The sequence below is a fragment of the Serratia sp. SM04 genome, from assembly GCF_040280225.1.
GTDB lineage: Bacteria > Pseudomonadota > Gammaproteobacteria > Enterobacterales > Enterobacteriaceae > Serratia > Serratia sarumanii.
The window spans coordinates 409,180-431,766 of sequence record NZ_JBEOQT010000021.1 but is presented as its reverse complement, the minus strand read 5'-3'; the positions used below and the strand labels follow the sequence as shown (position 1 = coordinate 431,766).

The 22,587-nt window shown below is 59.9% G+C and carries 21 protein-coding genes; 8 read left to right on the top strand and 13 right to left on the bottom strand.

All coding sequences use genetic code 11. The features are described 5' to 3' along the window. Window positions 1-7: 7 nt before the first annotated feature. Window positions 8-310, bottom strand: coding sequence for a hypothetical protein (locus tag ABTW55_RS16490; RefSeq protein ID WP_041036126.1), 303 nt, complete (start codon window positions 308-310; stop codon window positions 8-10). A gap of 213 nt (window positions 311-523) precedes the next feature. After that, a complete protein-coding gene (locus ABTW55_RS16485; protein ID WP_015378635.1) occupies window positions 524-814 on the bottom strand; it encodes a hypothetical protein in 291 nt (96 codons plus the stop codon). Between the two features lie 395 nt (window positions 815-1,209). On the opposite strand from ABTW55_RS16485, the gene ABTW55_RS16480 reads away from it, so the two are divergent. Next, window positions 1,210-2,361: a porin gene (locus tag ABTW55_RS16480; RefSeq protein WP_060422001.1), complete on the top strand. Its 1,152-nt coding sequence runs from the start codon at window positions 1,210-1,212 to the stop codon at window positions 2,359-2,361. Window positions 2,362-2,417: 56 nt separating this feature from the next. Here the strand turns inward: ABTW55_RS16480 and mltB are convergent, their stop codons facing one another. Continuing rightward, window positions 2,418-3,506 (bottom strand): lytic murein transglycosylase B, encoded by a 1,089-nt coding sequence (gene mltB / locus ABTW55_RS16475; protein ID WP_033648101.1) that lies wholly within the window; start codon window positions 3,504-3,506, stop codon window positions 2,418-2,420. Window positions 3,507-3,785: 279 nt separating this feature from the next. Between mltB and ABTW55_RS16470 the strand changes: the two genes are divergently transcribed. Continuing rightward, window positions 3,786-4,241: a DUF805 domain-containing protein gene (locus ABTW55_RS16470; RefSeq protein ID WP_060422004.1), complete on the top strand. Its 456-nt coding sequence runs from the start codon at window positions 3,786-3,788 to the stop codon at window positions 4,239-4,241. Here the strand turns inward: ABTW55_RS16470 and pgaD are convergent. The 4 genes from pgaD to pgaA are packed head-to-tail and all read right to left on the bottom strand — an operon-like array spanning window position 4,238 to window position 10,479. After that, the gene (gene pgaD, locus ABTW55_RS16465; protein WP_015378639.1) at window positions 4,238-4,678 is read right to left on the bottom strand and encodes a poly-beta-1,6-N-acetyl-D-glucosamine biosynthesis protein PgaD; all 441 of its coding nucleotides are present in this window, start codon (window positions 4,676-4,678) and stop codon (window positions 4,238-4,240) included. The two genes, ABTW55_RS16470 and pgaD, sit on opposite strands and share 4 nt — an antisense overlap. Further along, window positions 4,675-6,009 carry a poly-beta-1,6-N-acetyl-D-glucosamine synthase gene (gene pgaC / locus ABTW55_RS16460; protein ID WP_060422006.1) on the bottom strand — a complete coding sequence of 445 codons (1,335 nt, stop codon included), beginning with the start codon at window positions 6,007-6,009 and terminating at the stop codon, window positions 4,675-4,677. The genes pgaD and pgaC overlap by 4 nt, the downstream gene beginning before the upstream one ends. After that, window positions 6,006-8,012 carry a poly-beta-1,6-N-acetyl-D-glucosamine N-deacetylase PgaB gene (gene pgaB / locus ABTW55_RS16455; RefSeq protein WP_047571119.1) on the bottom strand — a complete coding sequence of 669 codons (2,007 nt, stop codon included), beginning with the start codon at window positions 8,010-8,012 and terminating at the stop codon, window positions 6,006-6,008. The genes pgaC and pgaB overlap by 4 nt, the downstream gene beginning before the upstream one ends. A 10-nt stretch (window positions 8,013-8,022) precedes the next feature. Continuing rightward, window positions 8,023-10,479 carry a poly-beta-1,6 N-acetyl-D-glucosamine export porin PgaA gene (pgaA, locus tag ABTW55_RS16450; RefSeq protein WP_072265799.1) on the bottom strand — a complete coding sequence of 819 codons (2,457 nt, stop codon included), beginning with the start codon at window positions 10,477-10,479 and terminating at the stop codon, window positions 8,023-8,025. Between the two features lie 581 nt (window positions 10,480-11,060). Here pgaA and ABTW55_RS16445 point away from each other — a divergent pair. Beyond that, window positions 11,061-11,498, top strand: a complete 438-nt coding sequence (locus ABTW55_RS16445; protein ID WP_033648105.1) for an antitoxin HicB — start codon at window positions 11,061-11,063, stop codon at window positions 11,496-11,498. A gap of 558 nt (window positions 11,499-12,056) precedes the next feature. On the opposite strand, the gene ABTW55_RS16440 is transcribed toward ABTW55_RS16445, so the two are convergent. Further along, on the bottom strand, window positions 12,057-12,584 hold the full coding sequence (locus ABTW55_RS16440; RefSeq protein ID WP_071998130.1) for a DUF2778 domain-containing protein: 528 nt from the start codon (window positions 12,582-12,584) through the stop codon (window positions 12,057-12,059). A 399-nt stretch (window positions 12,585-12,983) separates the two neighbouring features. Here ABTW55_RS16440 and ypdK point away from each other — a divergent pair, with 399 nt between their 5' ends. Next, the gene (gene ypdK / locus ABTW55_RS16435; protein ID WP_099782600.1) at window positions 12,984-13,058 is read left to right on the top strand and encodes a membrane protein YpdK; all 75 of its coding nucleotides are present in this window, start codon (window positions 12,984-12,986) and stop codon (window positions 13,056-13,058) included. A gap of 55 nt (window positions 13,059-13,113) precedes the next feature. Here the strand turns inward: ypdK and ABTW55_RS16430 are convergent, their stop codons facing one another. The 3 genes from ABTW55_RS16430 to ABTW55_RS16420 form a co-directional block, all read right to left on the bottom strand. Then, window positions 13,114-13,638, bottom strand: coding sequence for a cytochrome b (locus tag ABTW55_RS16430; protein ID WP_060422013.1), 525 nt, complete (start codon window positions 13,636-13,638; stop codon window positions 13,114-13,116). A gap of 110 nt (window positions 13,639-13,748) precedes the next feature. Continuing rightward, entirely contained in the window at window positions 13,749-14,978 is a 1,230-nt protein-coding gene (alaC, locus tag ABTW55_RS16425) for an alanine transaminase (RefSeq protein ID WP_060422016.1), read from the bottom strand. A gap of 119 nt (window positions 14,979-15,097) precedes the next feature. Beyond that, window positions 15,098-15,637 (bottom strand): GNAT family N-acetyltransferase, encoded by a 540-nt coding sequence (locus ABTW55_RS16420; RefSeq protein ID WP_033648108.1) that lies wholly within the window; start codon window positions 15,635-15,637, stop codon window positions 15,098-15,100. Window positions 15,638-15,805: 168 nt separating this feature from the next. On the opposite strand from ABTW55_RS16420, the gene ABTW55_RS16415 reads away from it, so the two are divergent. The 3 genes from ABTW55_RS16415 to ABTW55_RS16405 all read left to right on the top strand — a co-directional run bounded on the left by ABTW55_RS16415 (window position 15,806) and on the right by ABTW55_RS16405 (window position 19,572). Then, the gene (locus tag ABTW55_RS16415; protein WP_033648109.1) at window positions 15,806-17,050 is read left to right on the top strand and encodes a DUF1479 domain-containing protein; all 1,245 of its coding nucleotides are present in this window, start codon (window positions 15,806-15,808) and stop codon (window positions 17,048-17,050) included. 99 nt (window positions 17,051-17,149) lie between these two features. Continuing rightward, window positions 17,150-18,841, top strand: coding sequence for a sensor histidine kinase (locus ABTW55_RS16410; RefSeq protein ID WP_060422018.1), 1,692 nt, complete (start codon window positions 17,150-17,152; stop codon window positions 18,839-18,841). Continuing rightward, complete coding sequence (locus tag ABTW55_RS16405; RefSeq protein WP_033635419.1) at window positions 18,838-19,572, top strand: LytTR family DNA-binding domain-containing protein; 735 nt, start codon at window positions 18,838-18,840, stop codon at window positions 19,570-19,572. Before ABTW55_RS16410 ends, ABTW55_RS16405 begins: the two co-directional genes overlap by 4 nt. 4 nt (window positions 19,573-19,576) lie before the next feature. Here ABTW55_RS16405 and ABTW55_RS16400 read toward each other — a convergent pair whose 3' ends face one another. Beyond that, on the bottom strand, window positions 19,577-19,909 hold the full coding sequence (locus ABTW55_RS16400; RefSeq protein WP_060422021.1) for a DUF2502 domain-containing protein: 333 nt from the start codon (window positions 19,907-19,909) through the stop codon (window positions 19,577-19,579). Window positions 19,910-20,306: 397 nt separating this feature from the next. Between ABTW55_RS16400 and ABTW55_RS16395 the strand changes: the two genes are divergently transcribed. Beyond that, window positions 20,307-21,536 carry an OFA family MFS transporter gene (locus ABTW55_RS16395; protein WP_033648111.1) on the top strand — a complete coding sequence of 410 codons (1,230 nt, stop codon included), beginning with the start codon at window positions 20,307-20,309 and terminating at the stop codon, window positions 21,534-21,536. Between the two features lie 71 nt (window positions 21,537-21,607). Here the strand turns inward: ABTW55_RS16395 and glk are convergent, their stop codons facing one another. Further along, a complete protein-coding gene (gene glk / locus ABTW55_RS16390; RefSeq protein ID WP_033653702.1) occupies window positions 21,608-22,570 on the bottom strand; it encodes a glucokinase in 963 nt (320 codons plus the stop codon). Window positions 22,571-22,587: the final 17 nt, after the last annotated feature.

Below are 22,587 nucleotides of genomic sequence, written 5' to 3'. Positions count from 1 at the left end.
CGGAGGGCTAGCGCATTATTTTAGGGGAATAAGAAAAATTCAGCGCGCAGGCGTAGAGCCGGCCGGCCTTTGAATAAGAGATATATTTGCGGTTTTTATCCCAGGCCAGCAGGGAGTTATTGGCAAAATAATAAACCTCCAATTGCATCCCATTAGCCAACCTCGACCAGCCTCGGCTTCGTATCACGGTAAAATCACCGTTATCGCCGAGCGTAATCAGCGGCACGCCCCAGGCATAGCGGGATATTTGCAGCTGAATAATGAATTGGCTTTCGCAGCTTATTTGGTAGTTCTGTACATCAACATCCATAATTTATATTTTTGGTGCCACCCTTCGGTAAAAATAAATAAGATAAGAACAACTCACCACGCTTAACACCAGCGCGATCAGCAAACAGGCGCACAGCGTGGCGCGATCTCAGGTGAAGCGCTGGCCGCGGCGGCAGCCCTGCCGTCGATTCCGATTCTCGCATTCATAATAGGGTTCTCGCCGCCGCGAGAATAATAACAGGCTACCGTCGCGTTATTCTTTGTACACCACAATTTCCTGATAAAGCTTAATCACCTCACCATCGCTGTCGACGGAGTCGGTATATTCGGTTTGCTGCGCCAAATGAATCACCTTCCATCCTTTGCGTGCTAATTCGGGGATCGTCAGGCGCCCCACGCCGCGGCAGGAAAACAGGGTGTCGTCAGACAACCTGAGCTTGCTAACCTCTGCATAATCATAGGCTTGAGAATGGCAAACGTGCGACTCCGCCGCCATCGCCGGCAGTGAAAACAGCCCCACTAACAACATTAACAGGTTTCTCATGGCGACCTCCCAATCGCTTATTCATGCCGGCCGATTACGCAGACAAAGGCTGACGTTAATACGCCGGCGAAAGGCTCGAATTAATTCTCTCTTGCACGGCTGAAATTACAGGCTGGCGCCGGTGACTGACAAATGAAAAATATAAACCTTGGCGTTAGATGAATTCATCCGAATCGCCAGACATGCGCAACGGCCCTTTTCACCGCACGAAATGGTTAAAAACCGGTCGATAATTAGCAAGAAAAGTAATTCTTTATGTCACTGTTTATGTTACAAATGCCGCCCGCCGCTAACACACCAAAAAACCGTCAAAATGCGTGAAAACGCAGCGTTCTGCGCAAAACATCGGCATGGCGGCGCTGATGGGGCGGTCATACATAAAACAGGGATAACACATGGCAATCAAATTGCGCGTATTGACTCAAGCGGTGGCGCTGGGTCTGGCGATCGGCAGCGCGTCGTTCGCCGCTCAGGCGGAAATCACCCTGCTGAAGCAGGATCCGCAGGCCGGCGATCCGCTCAGCCGCCTGAACTTCACCGTTGGCGGCAGCATCCGTCCACAGTTCAACAACATGACGGGCGACGGCGACAAGGGCTCCTACAAGCGTAACGGCTTCGACGGCGGCACCCGCTTCCGTTTCGCGGCGGACTACTACCTGTTCGACGATATCAGCTGGATCAGCTACTACGAGCTGGGCGTGAACATTCCGGCGCTGTTCGACTGGGATCACCACTATGCCGACGGCGCGAGAAACACCAGCCGCCGCATGCTGTACACCGGCCTGAAAAGCAACACCTGGGGCCAGATGACCTTCGGCCAGCAGAACAGCGTTTACTATGACGTGGTGGGCGCCAAGACCGATATCTGGGACTACGACATGCTGGCCCAGGCGCCGGGCAACGGCATCAACGGCGACTACGACGGCTCTTACCGTTCACGCAAGATGCTGAAGTACAAGAACCGCTTCGGCGATGCGGACGTTTATGCCTCGTACCTGTTCAGCGACAGCGACTACCTGCCGGGCAACGGCCTGCGCTATAAGCGCAAAGGCGGCGGCTCACTGGGCGTGGACTACCACATCACGCAGGATCTGACCTGGGGCACCGCCTGGAACTACACCCGCGCCGAAATGCGCAATCCGTCCACCAGCGGCAGCAAGAGCTACGATCAGCACATCGTCGGCACCGCCCTCAGCTGGAAACCGGACAACTGGACGCTGACTTTCGGCGGCGGTTACTACCACGACTTCCTGACCACCAAGAAAGCCGACATCAACAATTACTTCGCCGGCGATGCCTGGGGTATCGAATACCTGGCCGGTTATACCGTGCCGGTGGGCCAGTACGCGGTGAAATCGGTGATGCCGTACTTTATGGGCGATCGCCTGGAATACATCAGCGGCCGCAACTACCAGCGCATCGACAACGGCCTTGGGGTTACCGTGCAGTTTGACTACGGCTTCCGCGTTGACGTAGAGCACGTGCTGACATCGAGCACCGACAACCTCGGCGATATGACCGTGGTGCGTCTACGCTACGATTTCTGATTGTTCCGCACGTAAAAAAGGCCGCGCAAGCGGCCTTTTTCGTTATTGAAGCAGCGTCAGAAGCCGCCGCGCGCCGAGCGCCCTACCGCTTCGCCCAGCTGCCATACCGCCATGGCGTAGTGGGTGCTGTGGTTATAGCGGGTGATGACGTAGAAGTTCGGCAGGCCGTACCAATACTGGTAGCCGGTGCCGACGTCCAGCCGCAGCAGGCTGGCTTCCTGATTGTCGCCGAGCGAACCCTGCGGGCTTAGGCCGGCTTCCGCCAGCGCAGCGACCGAGTAGCGGGTCTTGAAGCCGTTTTCCAATCCCGGCGCCTGGCCGTTGGCCTGAATCGCGACCGGCTCGCCTTTGGACCAACCGTGCGCCTTGAAGTAATTGGCCACGCTACCGATGGCATCGACCGGATCCCACAGGTTGATATGACCATCGCCGTTGAAGTCGACCGCATAGCTCTTGAAGGAAGACGGCATGAACTGCCCATAGCCCATCGCGCCGGCGAAGGAGCCGCGCAGTTCGAGCGGATCGTCGCCCTCGGTACGCGACATCAGCAGGAAGGTTTCCAGCTCGCCGGCGAAGTAATCGGCGCGGCGCGGGTAGTTGAAGGCCAGCGTCGCCAGTGCATCGATAATGCGGGTTTTACCCATTACGCGGCCCCAGCGGGTCTCCACGCCGATAATCCCCACGATGATCTCCGGCGGCACGCCGTACACCTGCCAGGCCCGCTGCAGCGCATCCTGATATTGATTCCAGAACACCACGCCGTTTTGCACGTTATCCGGCGTGATGAACTTGTTGCGGTAGCGCAGCCAGGAACCGTTCGGGCCGGTAGGCCCCTGGGTAGACGGTTTCGGCGCCTGCCTGTCCATCAGCCGCAGCACCGAATCCAGGCGCCGAGCCTGCGCCAGCACGTCGTGCAGCTGCTGTCGATCAAAGCCGTGTTCCCGCACCATCTTATCGATAAAGCGTGCGGTATTCGGGTTATTGGCGAAATCTCCACCCAGCGGCGCGCCGCTGTGCGCCGGGCTCAGCAAAAAGCCGCCCTTTACCGGGGTGCCCTGCGGCGTAGCGGTGGTACTGGGTTTCGGCGTGCTGCTACAGGCAGCAAGCAAGGTAATCAGCGGTAAAAGCGCAACCAGGTGACGCATCGGATATCCATATAGCCATGCAAGAGATAAGTGGGAGTTATGTTAATGCATTGTTCAACGCGAACAAACAGGATTATGCCGCCAATTACCGCGCCAGGTAGCCAAACGTGCCAAATTGTGACGTTTTGCACGGTGAGAGAACGCCCGGCGCGGCCGCGCGGAATCTCAACCGCGACTAAATGAGAAAAATTATCACCTTGACGCCCCCTTTTACCCCGATAAAATGCCCGGCTGCTTGCCATCCGGCTATCGCCGCAATGATCACGACAATGGACTGTAATGGAATCTCTCGGACAACTCGCCAAAGATCTTTACCGTGGGCGCATCTCGCGCAAACCCTTTGTTTTCTCGCTGGCGATCTTCGCCATTGGCATCGTGTTGCTGTCGTTTCTGTCGACCTACCTGGATAAAAACCATTTTCGCGCCCATGCGCACGGCGATACCGAGGAATTCGTCTCAGTGCTGCTGTATCTGCTGTGCATTATGGTCTGGGCGCTGTTCTGTTTCGGCCTGGTGGCGTGGTTCATGGCCAAAACCGCGTTCCGGCTCAACGATATCGGCCTGCCCGGCTGGGCGCTGGCCGCAGCGTGCTATGTTTGCTCGGTGCTCAACAACTACTCCCCCGGCCCGGTGGCGCGCTGGCTGCCTCTTTTCAGCCTGGCCGTCATGATCTGCGCTCTGCTGTTGCCGCCGGGCGGGCTGCGCCGCAGGCCGGACGGCAACGCTGACGACTAACGCAGCTGCACCACCTTGTTCGCGGCCGGTTCGGCCGCCGTCAGCCTGCCGCTGACCTGGCTGATGCCGCCGCCGCTGTTATGGGACACCACGGCGATCGGCAAACGCCGCAGCTGCCGGGTCAGCTCGGGCGTGATATAGCCGATGTGGGTGTTCTGTTGCTGTTTCCGCCAGCGGTCGGCCGCCCTGCGGCGGGAGAAATACTGGTTGTATTTGGCCCAGGCGATCAGCGTGACGGCATTGAACAACGCCACAATGATGTACAGCGAGATCACTTCCAGCAGCGACAGGGCGGAGCCCACCCCGTGCTGATCCATTACCGACATCAGGCCGCGGCTGAACAGATAAAGGAAGCCGCACCAGGCGAAAAGCGTCAGCAGGCTGTCTACCACGCGCGGCAACAGGCCGCGTTCGGAATAAATCAGGACGTCCGTCATTCTTTGATCCTCCCAATGCCCCGGTCGGGGCTGATCCAGCGCGCACGCCCGCGCCGAGCTTTCAACATCACTTTGGAAAACGCCACCAGCGTGGTCAGCAGGCTGAGCAGCCAATACACCAGCGGATACCAGATGATCCAGAACAGCGAGCGGCCGAAGCCCTTCTCATAGCGCTTCTCCAGCAGCAGGCTGACGGTGAACTGCAGCAGGCACACCACGCCCAGCACCAGGCCGGTAAACGCCGGCGTCAGCAACGAGTGAATGCGGATGCCCTCCGGCAGCGGCACCGCCAGCCCGACCAGGAAAATCAGCACGCTGACCAGGTAAGTGAACGCCCACAACGTGGAGAGGCAATACTCGGCGAACAGCAGCCACATATGCCGGTGCTCCCAGGCCCACAGGTTGCGCAGATTCTTTAAAAACACCTCGGCGCCGCCCTGCGCCCAGCGCAGGCGCTGCTTCCACAGCCCGCGCAGGGTCTCCGGCATCAGGATCCAGCACAACGCCCGCGGTTCGAAGAAGATAGCCCAGTGCTTGAGCTGCAGTTTCCAGCTGATGTCGATGTCTTCGGTGATCATGTCCTGGCTCCAGTAACCGACATCGGTAAGCGCTTGCTTACGAAACGCGGCCACCACGCCGGAGATGGTGAACAGGCGGCCATAAACGCGCTGCGTGCGCTTGATAAGGCCGATGATCGATGAAAACTCACCGACCTGGATGCGGCCGATCAGCGTGGAGCGCGTGCGGATGCGCGGGTTGCCGGTCACCGCGCCGACGTGCGGATTGGCCAACAGCGGCGCCACCAAATAGGCCGCCGCATCGCGATCCAGCAGCGCATCGCCGTCGATGCACACCAGATACTCGCTGCGCGCCGCCGCCGCGCCCGCCTGCAGCGCGATCGCTTTGCCCTGATTTTGCGCCAGATGGATCACCCGCAGCCAGGGGAACTCCAGCGTCAACTGATCCAGCACCTCGGCGGTGTCATCGCTGGAGCCGTCGTTGATGGCGATCACTTCGATATTTTCATAGCGCTGCGCCATCGCCGCCGAAATGGTTTCACGCGCGTTCAACCCTTCGTTGAAACAGGGGATCAGCACGCTGATCGACGGGTTGCCCGGCAGCGCCGGCGCGGGCATGTCCGGGCTCCAGCGCCAGTGGCGCTCGCGGTGCAGCCAGAAATAGATGCCGCCGGCGATCCAGATACCGGACATGAACAGCGGCCAGAAGAACACAAAGTTGAGCAGCACTTCGCCGGTAAACAGCAGGACGATGCCGAAAGGCACGCTCAACACCAGACACAGGATGAATAAGGCAATTAAACGATCGGTCATGGCAGTGGGAACCAGGCTGAGGACAACACCGGGCGAACGGCATCCAGCTTAGGCCGATCGTCGAGGAAGTTGTCGGGGTAATAACCAAAGCTCTGAGCGCCATTGCGCTGCAGGCGACGCATCCATTCGGCCAGCAGTTGACCGTCATCCAGGCTGATCCGGCGCTCCTTGCGCCAGTCGACGGCCTGCAACTCAAACACCGTTTTATCGAGCGCGCCGGGGTAAGCGGCCACTTTGCCCACCAGTTGATCCAGCCAGCGGCCGCTGTCGGCGCGCGGCACGTTTTCCATCAGCGGCATCGCCATCGGCGCCACCCAGTCGTAGGCCTGCAGGAAATCCGCCAGATTCTGGCCGAACCAGGCTTCGCTGGCGGGATCGAGCACCGGCATCGCATAGATGTTGCGCGCGGTTTGCACCTGCGGGCCGCGGATCGCCCGCACCCGCTCGGTCAGCGACTGGGTAAATTCGATCAGCGCCCGGCTCTTGAAGCGCGTCCAGCGCGCCATCGCCTGCGGATCCTGGCGTATCGCCGCCACCGAATCGGCGAAGCCGGCCTGGCGGTAGGCCGCAGCGGCGTCGGGGCCGGCGTCTTCGAAGTCCGACAGCAGGGCATCGTCGTGGAACAGGATCCCTTTGAAGGTGGCGTGAGCCGCCAGATCCTCGTAGATCTCACCGATGCGCTGGCGCGCCACCGGGCTGAACGGCGACAGGCGGCGGTACTGCTTGTCGTCTACCGACAGCTGCCCGTTTTGCGGATCGAGGCGCTGTACGCGCGGCACGTCAGATCCCAGCTCGAACGCCAACACCGGCATCCAGGCATACACGGCCACGCCGGTGCGCGAAGAGAGCTGCCAGGAGACCCGGTTGAACAGGTCGGCCTTCATCGGCAGCCAGCGGTTGGGGAAATAGAGCTCGCGCACGTTGCCGTCGCCTTTTGGATCGGCGAACGCCTGCAGGAAAACGGTATTGATGCGCAGGTCGTAGATGCGCTGGATCAGCTTGTCGAGGTTTTTGGCCTGCTGCTGCGGATCGGGATCGTAAAGGTAGTCGAGATCGACGTGCGCCACCCGCATGATCTGCCGGTTCTGTATCTGCGTCAGCTGCTGGGCGAAGCTCGTCAGCGACGGGTTGCCGGCCACCAGCATGCGCGGCACGTTCTCAGGCGCGTTGACGTCTGCCAGCCCGTTCTCCAGCGTCAACGCCATGCGGTAACCGTGCTTGCGCGCGATGTCCAGCGCCACGCCGCCGGCCGCGCCGTACGGCCAGACCCAGACGCGCGGCGCCTTGCCGGTGGCGGCGGTGATGCGCTGGGTGATCAACGCCACGTCCTTCTCGATGCGTTGGCGATATTCCGCCTCGCTTTCGTAGCGGCCCTGTTTGGCGTCGTACAACCGATTGGCGACCGCCGGTTCGGTATTGCCCTGCGGGTTGGCGATGCCGCCGTAATGCGAAGCGTAGGTGTGCGCGCCGATCTCCACCAAGCCGGAGTCCGACACTTCCCGCACCTGCTGCCAGGTGAGGAAGCGATCGCGCGGCGTCATCAGGCCGCCGAAATCGACCGGCTTGTCGGCCGGCGCATCCAGCCAGACGCCGACCGGCGCCAGCACCGCCGGCCAGTTGTAGGCCTTCAGCAGCGGGAAGACTCGGCTGTAGAAGCTGCGGTAGCCGTCGTCGAAGGTCAGCAGCACCGCCTTGTTCGGCAACGCCGGGCCGCCGTTTTGCGCCTGCAGGATCTGCTCGACCGACACCGGCTGGTAGCCGTTTTGCTTCAGCCAGGCGAACTGTTCGTTGAGCGCGCTGGTGCGCACCGACATGTAGCGCTGGTCCGCCGCGCCGTCTTCCACGTCGTGATACGCCAGCACCGCGTAACGGTTGGCCGGCCACGGGCGTTCCATCGGCCCCACGGGCCGCTCCGCCGGCGGCGTGAAGCGCGGCACGTCCGCCTGGCTGCAGCCGGTGGTCAGCAACGCGGCCAACACGAAAAGCGAGGATCGAATAAGCATGATTATTCCTTTAAAAACGATAATTCAGATCAAACGTCACACCGATGTTGCGCTCGCGCTTGCCGTCGTAAGGATGCTTCTCAAACTGCAGCATCGCGCCGGCGTCCAGCACCCCGTTCCAACTGATGCGCTGGCCGTAACCCAGTTGGGTGATCGGCTTGCGCGCATAGTCCCGCTGCCAATAGCTGCCGGCGCCGGCCTGGAACTGCTGGCTCCACTCGGTCTGATAATGGCGATACAGGGTGTGATCGAGCGTTAACGACGGCAGCAGCGTGAAGTCGCGCTTCGGGTTGTAATACGGCACGTTCTCCTGGCTGTTGCGGCTGCCGGACAGCGTCAGGTTCATGTCCAGCCGATAACGGGCGCCGGCGAGCAGCCGTTGCCGCCCTTCCAGGCCGTATTCCAACCGGTTGTTGCCGTCCGAGAAGTGCGAAGGCGCCACGCTGGCGCGCAACTCGCGGCTTTCGTTCTGCTGCCAACGCAGCCACAGGTTGCCGCCGTTGGCGCTGATGCCGTTGGTCAACGCGCGCAGCGGCGTCTCGGCCGACAGGCGCGCCACCGAACCGCCGAGGCGCCATTGATCATTCAGGTCATACCAGGATGAGAGGCGCAGGCCGAGCTCATTGCCGTGGCCGTAGTTGCGGTTGGCCACCTCGGCTTCCAGCCACAGATCGCGCGAGCGCCACTCGGCGCCGGCGCTGAGATCGCGGTTGATGCCCTTGCCCTCGTCGAACTGGCCGGTGTTGAATCCCCAGCCGGTGAACAGCCGCCAGTTGTCGTCGATCGGCGGTGAATAGAGCGCGGCGTGAATGCCGAAATCGTGGCTGCCGCTGACCGGCCCGTCGGAATCGATGCCCTGATTGCCGCTGATGCGCAGTTCAGACATGTGGTGAATGCGGCGCGAACGCTCGAGCTGCTGAACGGCAACGCTTTCCGGCGCGCGTTGGATGACGTCGTCGGCCAGCAAATCCAGCTGCCGCCACTCCTGCAATTCCTGTGCGACATAGCCCTGCTGGATCTCCAACGGCAGGCTGCGCGGCTCCAGCCCTTCCACCTGCTTCAACTCGTCCTCGGCGCGGCGCGGCCAGCCGCGCGCCAAATAAACGCTGGCCAATGAGATGCGCAGCCCCTGATTGCCCGGCGCCGTGCGCGCCAGATGGGTCAGCTGCCGTTCGGCCTCGGCCAGATCGCGTTGATAAACCCGTGACTGCGCCAGCAGCGATTGGCCGACCAGCCAGTCATCGTTGTAGGCCAGCGTCGGCAACTGGTACAGGCGGGTCGCGTAGGGATAGCGCTGGCTGACGCGCTGCGCCAGCAACGCCGCCCGATCGATGCGTTCGTCCTCCGCCTGCGCGTAAAACAGATCGGTTTCGTCTTCGGCGGTCACCGCCTGCGGCGCGGCGGCGTTCAAGCGGCTGAAAATGGCCTGCGCCTTATCCGGCTGCTGCAGGTAGAGGTAGGCGGACGCCGCCCAGCGCTGGGCATAATCCGGCACCGTGCGCCCTTCCGCCTGCAAGGTTTGATACTCGCTCACCACATCGGCCATGCGATAACGCGCCAGCAGCGCGCCCAGGCGATCGATACGCGCCTGCTGGTAGCTGTCCTGCGCCTCCGGCAGCGGCCGCCACTGCGTCAGCAGTTGGTCATAGCGCGCCAGCGCGCGGTCGGCGATGACGAAGCGTTCCTGTTCGCCACGAGCATCGATAAACGACAGCCGCACCAGTTCGGCGGCTTCATCCACCTGCAGGCGCCGCTGCTGCGCGGGCGGCAATGCCAGCCCCTGGCTTGCACGCAGCGCCGGATCCGCGACCCGGTTCGCCGCCAGCAGCGTCACGTAATAAGCCTGAATGCCGGCGTCGGACGGCGCCAGCGCACGGGCGCGGGTCACGTTTTCCAACGCCGCCCAGCTGCGGCCGGCGGCCTGATCCACATAGGCGCGCGTCAGATACCACGTCGCCGGTTCCAGTAACTTCTCCGCTTTGGCCGCTTCCGTTTGCGCCTGCGCATCCCGCCCGGCATCCGCCAGCGTCATCACGTAGCCACGCTGCAGGCCGCCGTCGGCGGGAGCGAGCTGCAACGCCGCCCGCCACAGGCGCAGCGATGGTTGCCACTGCTTAAGATTGCGGTAGGCGCGGGCCGCCGTCGCCAGGCTGGCGCTATCCCGCTGCAGCGCGGCGCCGTCGGCACGCCAGAGTGCGACCACCTCTTCGTCATGGCCGGCCCAACCGGCCACCTGGATATAATCGGCTCGCTGCTGCAGGCTCAACCCCTCCCGAGCGCGCCGCTGCGATAAATACGCCAGCACCGGCGCGGTATCGCCCGATCTGGCCTGACGGATCAGCGCGTCATAGCGCTCATCCGCCAGCGCGGCGGCCGGCAGGGATAAACCGATAAACAGCAATGACGCCGCATATTTGGTGACGTGGCGTTCGGTAAAGCGTAATGAACGCGAGTTAACTTTAGGCACGAGGTATTCCTTTAATCCGTGAGCTGCTGTCCTGGCAGAGTGCAAATGCGAGCAGGCACCCGAAAAGTCGGCTAGAGCCGTCGGGTAATAAGCATGGAGTAATGAATATTTCTGTCTGGCGCAGACATAAAGAGAATCGAATGCGCCTTTGCCTAAAAAGAGTATTTTATAAAGCTGCCGGTGAATACCGCAGCCAGGTGATATCTGCCTGAAACTGGAATTTCACAATTGTTAATAAGTGAAATAATAAAAATTAAACCACCATAAATCAAATACATGAACTTTTATCATGATCAATATTCTTATTTTCACCCTTCCGTGTGAAATTGTATAAAAACCGGCGTGATATTTGATTTTAATTCTCATTATCACCCATCAACAGGGATATTAATCCAAACACCTAATTAAATAATCTGTCTTCATGGAAGAAATAATAAGAATATTGCTCACAAAGAAATTAAATTTGCCTGCTAATAATTATTACTTTCAATTTAAATTCCCCCACGGCTGCGTTCATGCTGGCTATCTTCCGGGCATGCCGTCACAATAGCGCCTCATTCAGGCTTCAATCAGGGATTGCCATGTACAGCCACTACCCCGCCCATTACACCTTCGATCGCGACAGCGACGCCTGGCAGATCGGTTTTCACGACTTCCCCGAGTGGCAATCTGCCTGCTATAAACGCGAAGACATCGAGCTGGAAGCGCAGGAAAGCCTGCTGGCCGCCATCGCCGCCGCGATGGACGAAGGGCTGCCCCTGCCCGCCCCTTCCCCTGTGCAAACCGATGATCTGAGAGTACATCTGCCGGCGCTGGTGGCGCTGAAAATCGAGCTGCACAACGCCATGCTGCGCAAAAACACCGGCAAAGCGGCGCTGGCGCGCAAGCTGGGATTCAACGGCGGGCAAATGGAGCGGTTGCTGGATATCGGCTACGCCTCGAAGGTTGAGGCGTTGGAGCAGGCGCTGTATCTGCTGGGCTACGAAGTGCGCGTGACAATAAGCGAAGTTTGCCAATAGGTTAGCGGCAGGTAAGCGAAATATTATCCAACGGGGCTAAATTTTCCCCGTTTTGCGCCGATATGATCGCTACCTAATCACTTGTCGCAACAACGAAGGCTAAAAATGGAGTGGAGTCGCCGTCATATTTGGGCCGTTATTCTGCTGTCTTGTCTCGTTTTTTGGGTCATTTTGGCGACCGGCATCAACGCCGTCGCCTGAGCGCCTGCCGCCGCATTGCAATACCTAACGCTTAACATCGCCCATGACTGAGTGATTCAGCCATGGGCGATGAAACAAAACCCCGTGCAGGCCTAAAGTCCTAATATAAAAATATTATTTAATATCAATCAATTAACCCTAGGCCTTCTTTCAATAACACGAATGATTACTGGGCTGACTATAAGCGTAATAACCAAGCAGCCGATAAGTAGCGCTATACCTACAAACCCCTCAATATCGCGTTCACCGAACAAGTTTGCTGCTTTTATCCAAAATGCACGCTCCCCCTGAGTCGAGGGGTCTGAAGGCCTCGCAAGCAAAAATGTCAGTATATAAATGCCAGCCCCTATCAGAAGTTTAATCCCTATTGGGACACGTCTGCTTTCCATTAAGAATGACCTCAATCGTTCCATAAGACATCAGGCCGTTAACTAACCTGACTGGCCGGGTAGAGACTAATGCCTGACGAATAGCTAAAAAGTCAGTCCGATGCTGCAATGTAATACAGCCCAAAGAAATACCTAAAGGGCCTGATGGATGCAAACGGAAATTTCCCCGCTTTACCCCATTGATCCATGTATAGTCGTCGATTTTCCCATCTTCACGATAGAGGGCAAACCACTCATATTTGATAACCGGTGTCGATGTCGGCCACGAATAGAAATCACGAAGATCGGTTCTCAACATTCCTTTCCAGCCGCCCGTTAGCCTGTTGACGATGTGATAACGGCCCTGAGGGATTGGGCCATTGTCAGGAACAGCCACGCAACCGGCTTGGTTACGATATATTCCATTGCCCGAGTAAGCCAGAAAAGTGCCAACACCGTATATGAGTAAAGGGGAGAACTGAGCATTATTAACGATAAACTCTCCATGTAGCGGTATAGGTAAAACTCCTTTTTACCGTTCATTAGTATAAAATTCACACTAACACAAAAATCATCTACCGAAAAAGAATACCTGCGGCTATCGTGGGTCAGAAAGTTGGCCTATCCCGACTTAAAAAGCGTTATAAAACAGTCCGTGCTGTGCAAAAAACAGCCAAAAATTGTGATCAAAAACACAGTATTGAAATCAGACCAGTATTGAGAGTACATTAGCGCCGATCCTGTCGCGGTTCGGATTTTACCTCACGGAGCATGAGGCGCGACAACCGGACAACCCGCGCTCGAGGACGTTGTTCTTTCGCTTGGAAGAATCCGCCCGACAAGCAGGTTGCCCATAAAATACTCAGCACAACAATCGGGATCATTGCTGGCGAGGACTCCAGACAGGAGTTGTTCAGTGAAATATTTTTTGATGGGCGTGTCATTCATGCTGGTTGCCTGGGTTGGCACCTTCATGTTGATGGTTGCCTGACCGGGAACACAGCCAAAGGGACGCACAAGCGTCCCTTTGTCGTTTCGGCTAGCGATCATTTGCCCGGCATCATGCGGCGCAGGGTGTCGTCCTTGCGCAGATAGTGATGATACAGCGCCGCCAGCGCATGCGCGCCAATGATAAAGTAGCCAACGTTTGCCAGCGTCTCATGCACCGTTTTGACCAGCCGGCGCATCACCGGATCCGGCGTCACCCACTGCGGCACCGGCCAGCCCAGCAAAGACCACGATTTACCGCCATAGGCCAGGGTTAACATACCCAGCAGCGGCAACATCAGGAAGACCACGTACAGCAGCCAATGGAAGATCTTGGCGCCCACTTCCTGCCACTCCTCCAGCGGCGGCGTGGTCGGCGGCGCAGCGCGGAAAGCGCGCACCGCCAACCGAATCAGCATCAGGGCAAAGACCGATACCCCGAAATTAAAGTGCAGATTTTTGACCACCGGCCCCCACGCCTCCGGCATCGAATCCTTCAGCAACATCGCCGAATAGGTGAGGATCACCAGCAGCAGCGTCAGCCAATGTAAAACGATTTGCGATCGCGCGTAGCGGTTACTCATACACTCAGTCCAAAAAATAAAACTCAGCGTAGTCGAGCATAATGGGGAAATAATGAAGAAAACCTTGGGACGGAAAAAATAAGGCCGGGCGAACGCCCGGCCTGACAGGATTATTTGGCGCTGCCGCCTTTGGCCGGTTTCAGCAACCCGTCCGCGCGGAACATCGCCTTGATGCCGCGCACCGCCTGGCGGATACGGTCCTGGTTCTCGATCAGCGCGAAGCGCACGTGGGTATCGCCGTAGTCGCCGAAGCCGATGCCCGGCGAGACGCAGACCTTGGCTTCCGCCAGCAGACGCTTGGCGAACTCCAGCGAACCGAGGTGGGCATAAGGCTCGGGAATTTTCGCCCACACGTACATCGACGCCTTCGGATTTTCCACCATCCAGCCGGCCTCGTGCAGCCCTTTCACCAGCACGTTGCGGCGCTGCCGATACTGCTCGGCGATATCGCGCACGCACTGCTGATCGCCCTCCAGCGCGGCGATGGCCGCCACCTGCAGCGGCGTAAAGGTGCCGTAATCGTGATAACTCTTGATGCGCGCCAGCGCGCTGACCAGTTCAGGATTACCGACCATGAAACCGATGCGCCAGCCGGCCATGTTGTAGCTTTTCGACAGGGTGAAGAACTCCACCGCAATGTCTTTCGCTCCCGGCACCTGCATGATCGACGGCGCTTGCCAGCCGTCATAGACGATATCGGCATAGGCCAGATCGTGGATCACCAGCACGTTGTACTGCTTGGCCAGCGCCACCACCCGCTCGAAGAAATCCAGCTCCACGCACTGCGCGGTCGGGTTGGACGGGAAGCCGAGGATCATCATTTTCGGGCGCGGAATGGTTTCCCGAATGGCGCGCTCCAGCTCACCGAAGAAATCCACGCCGTCCACCAGCGGCACCGAACGCACCTGGGCGCCGGCGATCACCGCGCCGTAAATGTGGATCGGGTAGCTGGGGTTCGGCACCAGCACGGTATCGCCGTGATCGAGGGTCGCCAGCATCAGGTGCGCCAGCCCCTCTTTCGAACCGATAGTGACGATGGCTTCGCTTTCCGGATCGATATCCACCTGATAACGGTCGGCATACCAGCGCGAAATGGCGCGACGCAGGCGCGGAATGCCGCGCGAGGTGGAATAACCGTGGGTGTCGTCGCGCTGGGCGACGGCGCACAGTTTTTCCACGATGTGCGGCGGCGTCGGGCCGTCGGGGTTACCCATGCTGAAGTCGATAATATCCTCGCCGCGACGGCGCGCGGCCATCTTCAGTTCGGCGGTGATGTTGAATACGTAAGGGGGAAGACGTTCAATGCGCGTAAAACGGCGCTGTGGACTGTTATCAGCCATAGGGGATTCCTCGATAGACGTTAGCGCCCGGACCGTCCGAGCGACGCTGGCCAGCGAACTGACCGAATATCGAACATAGCGCAGCGCCGACGAGCTTGTCGATACCCGGCGCGATATTTTTATTTGCCGCCCTGAAACTCCGCCGCCAGCAGCCCGAACAGCCAGTCGTCGCACCACTGCCCCGCCAGACGGTAGTTGTCGCGCAGCGTGCCTTCCAGCTGAAAACCGCACGACTCCAGCAGGCCGCGCGAAGCAAGGTTGCCCGCGGTCACGGTGGCGGTCAGCTTGTGAAAACCGCAGGCGTTCACCGCAAAATCCAGCACCGCCCGCAGCGACTCCTTGCCATAGCCCTTGCCCTGGCCGGCCGGCAAACTCCCGTATCCCACTTCCGCCTGCCGATACGGCACCCACTGCGGGCGAAAGCCGGTAACGCCCACCGCCTCTCCGCTGTGCTTCTCACGCATCACCAGGCACAGCCACTGCTCACCGTGTTTGTCCCAGGCCGGCAACCGCTCCTCGAACCGGGCGCGGATCTCCGCTTCGCTGCGCGGATCGGAAATGTAACGGATCACCTCGGGATCTTGGTACAGGCGCAAAAACAGCGGCCAATCCTCGGCGGTTATCGACTGTAAGTGCAGACGTTCAGTGACCAGCTTCATAAAATCTCCGAAAAACGAAAAAGAGGAACTTACGAATGAAATATATCTCTTTATTTTCCCCGATTGGTTGCCGATAATCATTCACGTTAAAACCACAAAACCATAACGTCTTGCCCGATTCCCTACAACCGCTCGCCGCAGTCACTCACGCGGCACGAGGAGAACACCATGGCCTCTTTAGTCATCGATGATATTCCGCAGACGATCGTTAACGTCAAGCGCCAGCTGCGCCAGGCATTGCCGAACTACCGCGACGTATTTCTGGCGCTGGAAGAGAACATCCGCGGCCAGGTCGAACAGATCCGGCGCGAGCTGGCCGCCGGCCACAATCCGGTGCCGCAGATCGACGCGGAAGATATCCTGCAGCAGCGCGTCAGCGAGCAGCAGATAGCGCTGATCAAACAGCGCGGCGCCTGCGCCATTCGCGGCGTGTTTCCCCGCGCCAAGGCCGAGGGCTGGAACCGGGAAATCGGCGACTACCTCGAGCGCAACAACTTCGTCGAGCGGTTGAAAAACGCCGCCGAAGACAACTATTTCGGCAAGCTGGCCGCCAGCAAACCGCAGATCTACGGCATCTATTGGTCGAAACCGCAGGTCGAGGCGCGGCAGGATGCGCGCATGCATGCGGTGCAGGTGTTCCTCAACAGCCTATGGGCCACCGAGAGCAACGGCAAACAGCATTTCGATCCGACCCGCGTCGCCACCTATGCCGATCGTACCCGCCGCCGCCCGCCGAACTCCTCGTCGCTGGGTCTGTCGCCGCACGTCGACAGCGGCACCATCGAGCGCTGGCTGGACGAAAACTTCCGCTATGTGTATCGCCACGTTTTCTCCGGCGACTGGCAGCAGTACGATCCCTTCGCCGCCGACGGCCGCACCGAGGTGCGCGAGATAGCCTCGCCGGCGGTCTGTTCGATGTTCCGCACCTTCCAGGGTTGGACGGCGCTGACGCCGCAGCGCACCAATGCCGGCACGCTGAACCTGGTGCCGATCGCCAACGCCATGGCCTATGTGCTGCTGCGCGCGCTGCAGGACGACGTCGCCGACGACGATCTGTGCGATGCGGCGCCGGGCCGCGCGCTGTCGATCTCGGAAAAATGGCATCCCCTTTTATTAAGTGGGATTTCCCCTATTCCCGATCTGGAGCCGGGCGACACGGTATTTTGGCACTGCGACGTGATCCACGCGGTGGAGAACGAGCATAACGGTGAGTTCGACAGCAACGTGATGTACATCGCCGCCGCGCCGGGCTGCGAGAAAAACGACGCCTATCTGCAGCGCCAGCTGCCGAGCTTTATCGACGGCAGAACGCCGCCGGACTTCGCCCCCGACGACTTCGAGGTGGATTTCGACGGCCGCGCCACCGCCGACCTGCTGACGCCGCTGGGCAAAGCGCAGCTCGGCATGGGCTGATCCCCCGCCCGTGGCGCGCGCCACGGGCCCCTTTCGCTGTGGTATACTGCCGCCATCCGTAGGCCGCAGCGAGAACCCGTCGTGCACCCTTTTTTTGAAATGCTGTTGGCGGTGTTTGATCGCGCCGCGCTGATGTTGATCTGTCTGTTTTTCCTGACCCGCACCCGGCTGTTCCGCCAACTGCTGCAAAAAGAAGACCATACGCCGCTCGAGCTCGGCATCGTCACGGCGATCTTCTCGCTGTTCGCGCTGTTCAGCACCTACTCCGGCATCAACGTCGAAGGGTCGCTGGTCAACGTGCGCGTCATCGCCATCATGGCCGGCGGCATCCTGTTCGGCCCCTGGGTGGGCATCGTCACCGGCATCGTCGCCGGGGTGCACCGCTATCTGATCGACATCGGCGGCATCACCTCGGTGCCTTGCCTTATCACCAGCATCATCGCCGGCATCAGCGCCGGCTACATCAACCTCAAGGTGAAAAAAGAGCAGCGCTGGCGCGCCGGCATCGTCGGCGGCATGCTGTGCGAATCCCTCACCATGCTGCTGATCGTGCTGTGGGCCAAGCCGACCGAGCTTGGGTTGGACATCGTGTCGCAGATTGCCCTGCCGATGATCCTCGGCACGGTGTGCATCGGCCTGATCGTGCTGCTGGTGCAGAGCGTCGAGGATGAAAAAGAGGTGATCGCCGCGCGCCAGGCCAAGCTGGCGCTGGATATCGCCCACAAGACGCTGCCCTATTTCCGCAACATCAACAGCGAATCGCTGGCCACCATCTGCGATATCATCCGCCAGGACATCCGCGCCGACGCGGTGGCGATCACCGATACCCACCAGGTGCTGGCCTACGTCGGCGTAGGGCGCGAAGCCTACCCGATCGGCCGCGAAGGGCTGAGCCGCGTCACCCGCGAAAGCATTCGCCACGGCAAAATCATCATCAAGAACAACCTGGAAAACCCGGCCGCGCCGCAGATCCATTCGCAGCTGGTGGTGCCGCTGTGGGAAAAAGGCGAAGTGACCGGCGCGCTGAAAATTTACTACTGCCACGCCCACCAGATCACCAACACGCTGAAGGTAATGGCGGTCGGGCTGTCGCAGATTATCTCCACGCAGATCGAGGTTTCCCGCATCGAGCATCTGCGCCAGATGGCGGACAAAGCCGAAATGCGCGCGCTGCAGAGCAAGATCAACCCGCACTTCCTGTTCAACGCGCTGAACGCCATCTCTTCCTCTATTCGCCTGAATCCGGACACCGCGCGCCAGCTGATCATCAATCTGTCGCGCTACCTGCGCTACAACCTGGAGCTGAACGACGAACTGATCGATATCCGCAAGGAGCTGCATCAGATTCAGGACTATATCGCCATCGAACAGGCGCGCTTCGGCGCCAAGCTGACGGTGATTTACGACATCGACGACGACGTCTCGGTGCGCATTCCCAGCCTGCTGATCCAGCCGCTGGTGGAAAACGCCATCGTGCACGGCATCCAGCCCTGCAAGGGTAAAGGGGTGGTGGTGATCGCGGTGAAAGATCAGGGCGATCGGGTGAAGATTTCGGTGAAGGATACCGGCCACGGCATCAATCAGGAAACCATCGACCGGGTGGCGCGCAACGAGATGCCGGGCCACAATATCGGCCTGCTCAACGTGCACCACCGCGTGTCGCTGCTGTATGGTGAAGGGCTGCATATCCGCCGCCTGGAGCCGGGCACCGAAATCGCGTTCTACATCAGCAAAAACGGCGGCAAGCTGCATCAGGAACCGAGCACGCCGCCGGTCGGGGAGGCCTCATGAAAGCCATCATCGTGGAAGACGAATTCCTCGCGCAGGAAGAACTCAGCTACCTGATCAAGAAACACAGCAATATCGATATCGTCGCCAGCTTCGAGGACGGGCTCGACGTCCTGAAATACCTGCAAACCCACCAGGTCGACGCCATTTTCCTCGACATCAATATCCCGTCGCTGGACGGCGTGCTGCTGGCGCAAAACATCAGCAAGTTCGCGCATCGCCCGTCGATCGTGTTCATCACCGCCTATAAAGAGCACGCGGTGGAAGCGTTCGAGATCGAGGCGTTCGACTATATCCTCAAGCCCTATCACGAGGCGCGCATCGTCACCATGCTGCAAAAGCTGGAGGCGCTGCACCAGCGCCCCGCCGGCGCGGCGGAACCGGCCAGCGCGCCGAGCCGCGGCAGCCACAGCATCAACCTGATCAAAGACGAGCGGATCATCGTTACCGACATCAACGACATCTACTACGCCGCCGCCGATGAAAAGGTGACGCGGGTCTATACCCGCCGGGAAGAGTTCGTGATGCCGATGAACATCACCGAGTTTTACGGCCGGCTGCCGGAAGCGCATTTCTTCCGCTGCCATCGCTCTTACTGCGTTAACCTGGCGAAGATCCGCGAGATCGTGCCCTGGTTCAACAATACCTACATTCTGCGGCTGAGCGATCTTGAGTTTGAAGTGCCGGTCAGCCGCAGCAAGGTGAAAGAGTTTCGCCAGCTGATGCGCCTGTAAGCGCTTACCAGCGCGGGCCCGGACGGTAGTCATAGCCGGGCGGCGGCGGTGGCGGCATGCGGTAATGCGGCCGATCTCGCCAGTCGCGCCGCGGCGGCCCGTAGTAAATCACCCGTGGAGGCGGGCCATAATAGTACCCGCGCGGGCGTTCATACCGGTGGTGATCGGCCCACCAGCGCGGATCGCGCCAGCGATAGCCGTCCCAGTAGTGGCCGCGATTATCGCGATCGCCGATATGCAACGACAGACCCGGCACGTTCACACCGATGGACACGTCGGCCTGGCTCGCCAGCGGCAGCGCCAGCAGCGCGGCCAGTAACAACAGCGTTTTTTTCATTTCATGGACTCCTGCAGAGCGGACCTCGTCCGATCGCAGATAACATAGTCCCGCGCTCATCGCCGCTCTATAGGCGCAATGCCGATTTACGCCTTTCAGACGCATCCTTCACAATCTCACCACAATCGTTCACCGGCAGTTAACAATAAATCGTTGATATCTTTGATGTAGATCACGTGTCACCCACGGCATTTCACGCGCTTTTCGGCGCAAAAACGGCAACTCACGCCGCATAACATGCATTTCATTCCTTCCGCCGTGCAACTCATTCCCGATCCGCCGCCCGCCGGGGGGGCCGGCCATATAATAAGCCCATACCGCGGGAACACAGCTTCACCCCGCAAATTTCAGCCAGCGGCTCACGCCCGGCAACGCACACACAGGAAGGAGACCGGCCATGAACACCAAACCGGCAAATCGCAGCTTAATCGTTCTCGGCACCATCATCTGTCAGATGGGCCTGGGCACCATCTACACCTGGAGCCTGTTCAACCAGCCGCTGGTCGACAAGTTCCACTGGGGGCTGGCGGACGTCGCCACCACCTTCTCCATCACCAGCTTCTTCCTGGCCTTCGCCACGCTGTTCGCCGGCAAGCTGCAAGAGCGCTTCGGCATCCGCAACCTGACGCTGTGTTCCGGCATTCTGGTCGGCCTGGGCCTGATCGCCAGCGCCCACGTCAGCTCGCTCGACATGATCTACCTGCTGGCCGGCGTGGTGGTGGGCTTTGCGGTCGGTATCGCCTACATCTCCACCCTGTCCAACCTGATTAAGTGGTTCCCGGCCAATAAAGGCCTGATTTCCGGCATCTCCGTCGGCGCATTCGGCAGCGGCAGCCTGTTGTTCAAATACGTCAACGCCGCCCTGATCGCCGACGTCGGCGTTTCCGGCGCCTTCTTCTACTGGGGTGCCATCGTGATGGGTCTGATCGTCGTCGGTTCCCTGCTGCTGAAAGAGCCGGTGCTGGCGACCAACGCCGCGCAGCAAGGCGCCAACGGTCTGGGCAACGACTTCAGCGTGCGCCAGATGCTGGCCACCAAAGAAGCCTACCTGCTGTTCACCATCTTCTTCGCGGCCTGCATGAGCGGTCTGTACCTGATTGGCATCGTGAAAGACATGGGCGTTCAACTGGCCGGGATGGATTTGGCCACCGCCGCCAACACCGTGTCCGCCGTCGCCATCTTCAACACCGCCGGCCGCATCATCCTGGGTACGCTGTCCGATAAAGTAGGCCGCATGCGCGTCATCAGCTTCACCATGCTGGTTACCGTGCTGGCGATTGTCGCCCTGAGCTTCATGACCCTGAACCACACGCTGTTCTTCATCTGCGTCGGCGCGGTGGCCTTCTGCTTCGGCGGCAACATCACCGTGTTCCCGGCGATTGTCGGCGACTTCTTCGGCCTGAAAAACCACAGCAAAAACTACGGCATCATCTACCAGGGCTTCGGCCTGGGCGCGCTGGCCGGTTCGTTCGTCGCCAAATACTTCGGCGGCTTCCACGCCACCTTCATGGTGATTGGCGTCCTGTCCGCCGCCTCCCTGCTGATTACGCTGTTCATCAAAGCGCCGAAAGGGGTGGAAGCGGAAACGGCAGAAACCGCCCAGACGGCGGAGTTGGCCAAAGCCTGATCCCCCACGAAAACGACAAGGGGCGCAACCTGCGGGTTGCGCCCCCTTTTTTTATTACTTCATCTCTGGGCTTACAGCTGCATGCCCAGCGTTTGGCGCAGATGCGCGCCGGCACCCAGCAGGCCCGGCTGGCCGTGCGTTATCATGAACACCGGAATGTCGCGCACATAGTCACGGAAACGCCCTTTGTCTTCGAAGGCGGCGCGGAAGCCCGAGGCCTTGAAGAATTCCATAAAGCGCGGCACGATGCCGCCGGCGATGTACACGCCGCCAAAAGTGCCCAGATTCAGCGCCAGGTTGCCGCCGAAGCGCCCCATGATCACGCAAAACAGCGACAGCGCGCGGCGGCAATCGATGCAGCTGTCGGCCAGCGCCCGCTCGGTGATGTCCTTCGGCTCCCATTTTTCCGGCAGGCGGTTGTCCGCCTTGACGATGGCGCGATACAGATTGACCAGGCCCGGCCCGGATAGCACGCGCTCGGCGGAAACGTGCCCCACTTCACCGCGCAGCACCTCCAGAATGATGTCCTCTTCTTCGCTGTTCGGCGCGAAATCGACATGGCCGCCCTCGCCCGGCAGGCTGACCCAGCGGCGATCGACGTGCACCAGGTGGGCGACGCCCAGCCCTGTGCCGGCGCCGTACACCGCGATCGGTTTGCCCGGCTGCGCATCGCCGCCGCCAAACTGCAGCACGTCATCCGGCGAAAGCATCGGGATCGCCATCGAGACGGCGGTGAAATCGTTGATCACTTCCAGGTGGCTCAGCCCCAGGCTGGCCTTCATTTCTTTGATCGAGAACGCCCAGCTGTGGTTGGTCATCGCCACCCAGTCTTCGGTCACCGGGCAGGCGATCGCGATACAGGCGTCCTGCACCTCGATATCGCACGCTTTCAGGTATTGGCGGATCACCGCCTCCAGGCTGTCGAACTCCAGGCCGGAATAGGTTTTCGCCTGGGTAATTTCACCCGTCGCAACAGTGCACAACGCCAGGCGGGCATTGGTGCCGCCAACATCACCCACGAGGGCATAGGTCATTGATTTCGTCTCCGCAA